We start from the raw sequence: 1,917 nt of genomic DNA, 5'->3' as shown, positions 1-1,917 counted from the left end.
GCCCGCCCCCGCCTGGTCAAGGTGATCGAGCCCGAGGAGCTGGCCGCCAAGGCCGGATACTCGCGTCCGCACACACTCCACTGTGGTCCCGACGGAATGTTCCTGTCCTGCTTGGGCGGTGCGGACGGCGCGGACGGGCCCGGCGGCGTCGCGCTGCTGGACCACGAAAGCTTCGAGGTGCTGCGCGCCTGGGAGAGCGACCGCGGACCGCAGTGGTTCGCCTACGACCTCTGGTGGCATCTGCGCCAGAACATCGCCGTGACCAGCGAGTGGGGGACCCCCTCGATGATCGAGGACGGCCTCGTCCCCGAACTGCTGCTGGGTCGCCGCTACGGCCACTCACTGCACTTCTGGGAGCTGGACTCCGGACGGCACCTCCAGCGCGTCGATCTGGGAGACGAGAACCAGATGGTCCTGGAACTGCGCCCCGCGCACGACCCCGAGGCCACGTGGGGGTTCACCAACACCGTGGTCGACGTGGAGGACCTGTCGGCGTCGGTGTGGCTGTGGAACCGGGAGGGCGAGGACTTCGCCGTCCGCAAGGTGATCACCATTCCGGCCGAGCCCGCGCGGACGGAGGACCTGCCCCCGGCTCTGCAGCCGTTCGGAGCCGTGCCCCCGTTGATCACCGACATCGACCTGTCGGTGGATGACCAGTGGCTGTACATATCCGCATGGGGAACCGGCGACCTCCTCCAGTACGACGTGAGCGACCCGTTCCATCCCCGGCAGACCGCGTCCGTGCGTCTTGGCGGCGTCGTCGGCCGACAGCCGCACCCCGCCGAACCGGACACTCCGCTGACGGGCGGAGCGCAGATGGTCGAGCTCAGCCGCGACGGGCGGCGCGCGTACCTGACGAACTCCTTGTACGCCACCTGGGACACACAGCTCTATCCCGCGGGCATCGACCCGTGGATGGTCAAACTCGACGCCGACACCTCGCACGGCGGACTCTCCGTCGACAGCCGCTTCTTCCCGCACGGCCCGGACTTCCTCGGCCTGCGCGTACACCAGACACGCCTGCAGGGCGGCGACGCCTCCTCGGACTCGTACTGCTACCGCCGCTGACCGCTTGCGCTCCGCGAGCGCCGGCACCGGGCCGCGGCGGTTTTCGTTCCCATCCCGACGAGACCAGTCGAATCCGCGGAAGGCCGAGGCTAGAGGGTGCTCTCAGTGCTGATCCCGCGCAGCAGTTCGGGCAGTGCGGTGCCGATCGGTTCCCGTACGACCTCGGCGGCGAGGTCGTCGTAGGGGGTCGGTTCGGCGTTGACGATGATCAGCCGTGCGCCGTGGTCGGCGGCGACGCCCGCGAGGCCGGCGGCGGGCTGGACCTGGAGGCTGGTGCCGACGGCGACGAACACCGTGCACGCCTTGGTGATCGCGACCGCCTCGCCGAGCACCTCCGGGTCGAGGCGTTCGCCGAACATGACGGTGGCCGACTTCAGGATGCCGCCGCAGTCCCGGCACGGCGGGTCGTCCTCGCCGGCCTCGACCCGGGCGAGGGCGTCCTCCATCGGCCCGCGCGCATGACACTTCGTGCACACCACGCTGCGCACGCTGCCGTGCAGTTCCAGCACCTTGCGGGCGGGCATTCCGGCGAGCTGGTGCAGCCCGTCCACGTTCTGCGTGATCACCCGGACCGGGACCCCGGATCGCTCCAGGTCGGCCACGGCGCGGTGTGCGGCGTTCGGCCCGGCCTGCAGGGTGCGGTTCTTGCGTCGCATCTGCCAGGAGCGGCGGCGGATGTCCGGGTCGTTCATGTAGTAGCCGTACGTCACGAGCTTCTCGGCCTCGGGGTCCTTCCGCCACAGCCCGTTGGGGCCGCGGTAGTCCGGAATGCCGGAGTCGGTGGAGATGCCGGCGCCGCTGAGGATGGCGACGAGGGGCTTGGTCATGAGACCGAGGGTAGGGCGGGGG

Annotated in this window: 2 protein-coding genes; one reads left to right on the top strand and one right to left on the bottom strand. The window is 70.3% G+C overall.

Annotated features, from left to right (window positions below; all coding sequences use genetic code 11):
• Positions 1-1,068: selenium-binding protein SBP56-related protein (locus C1I97_RS36295; RefSeq protein ID WP_111007165.1), on the top strand; the 1,068-nt coding region annotated here is incomplete at its 5' end.
• 89 nt (positions 1,069-1,157) lie between these two features.
• On the opposite strand, the gene C1I97_RS36290 is transcribed toward C1I97_RS36295, so the two are convergent.
• Complete coding sequence (locus C1I97_RS36290) at positions 1,158-1,895, bottom strand: SIR2 family NAD-dependent protein deacylase (RefSeq protein WP_111007164.1); 738 nt, start codon at positions 1,893-1,895, stop codon at positions 1,158-1,160.
• Positions 1,896-1,917 lie beyond the last annotated feature (22 nt).

The organism is Streptomyces sp. NTH33, from assembly GCF_003236365.1.
GTDB lineage: Bacteria > Actinomycetota > Actinomycetes > Streptomycetales > Streptomycetaceae > Streptomyces.
Note: the sequence above shows the minus strand (reverse complement) of the source record. Positions and strands in the feature narration are given on the sequence as shown.

Excerpts from the sequence above, each read along its gene's own strand:
- C1I97_RS36290 (WP_111007164.1), bottom strand. The coding sequence starts at position 1,895 with ATGACCAAGCCCCTCGTCGCCATCCTCAGCGGCGCCGGCATCTCCACC.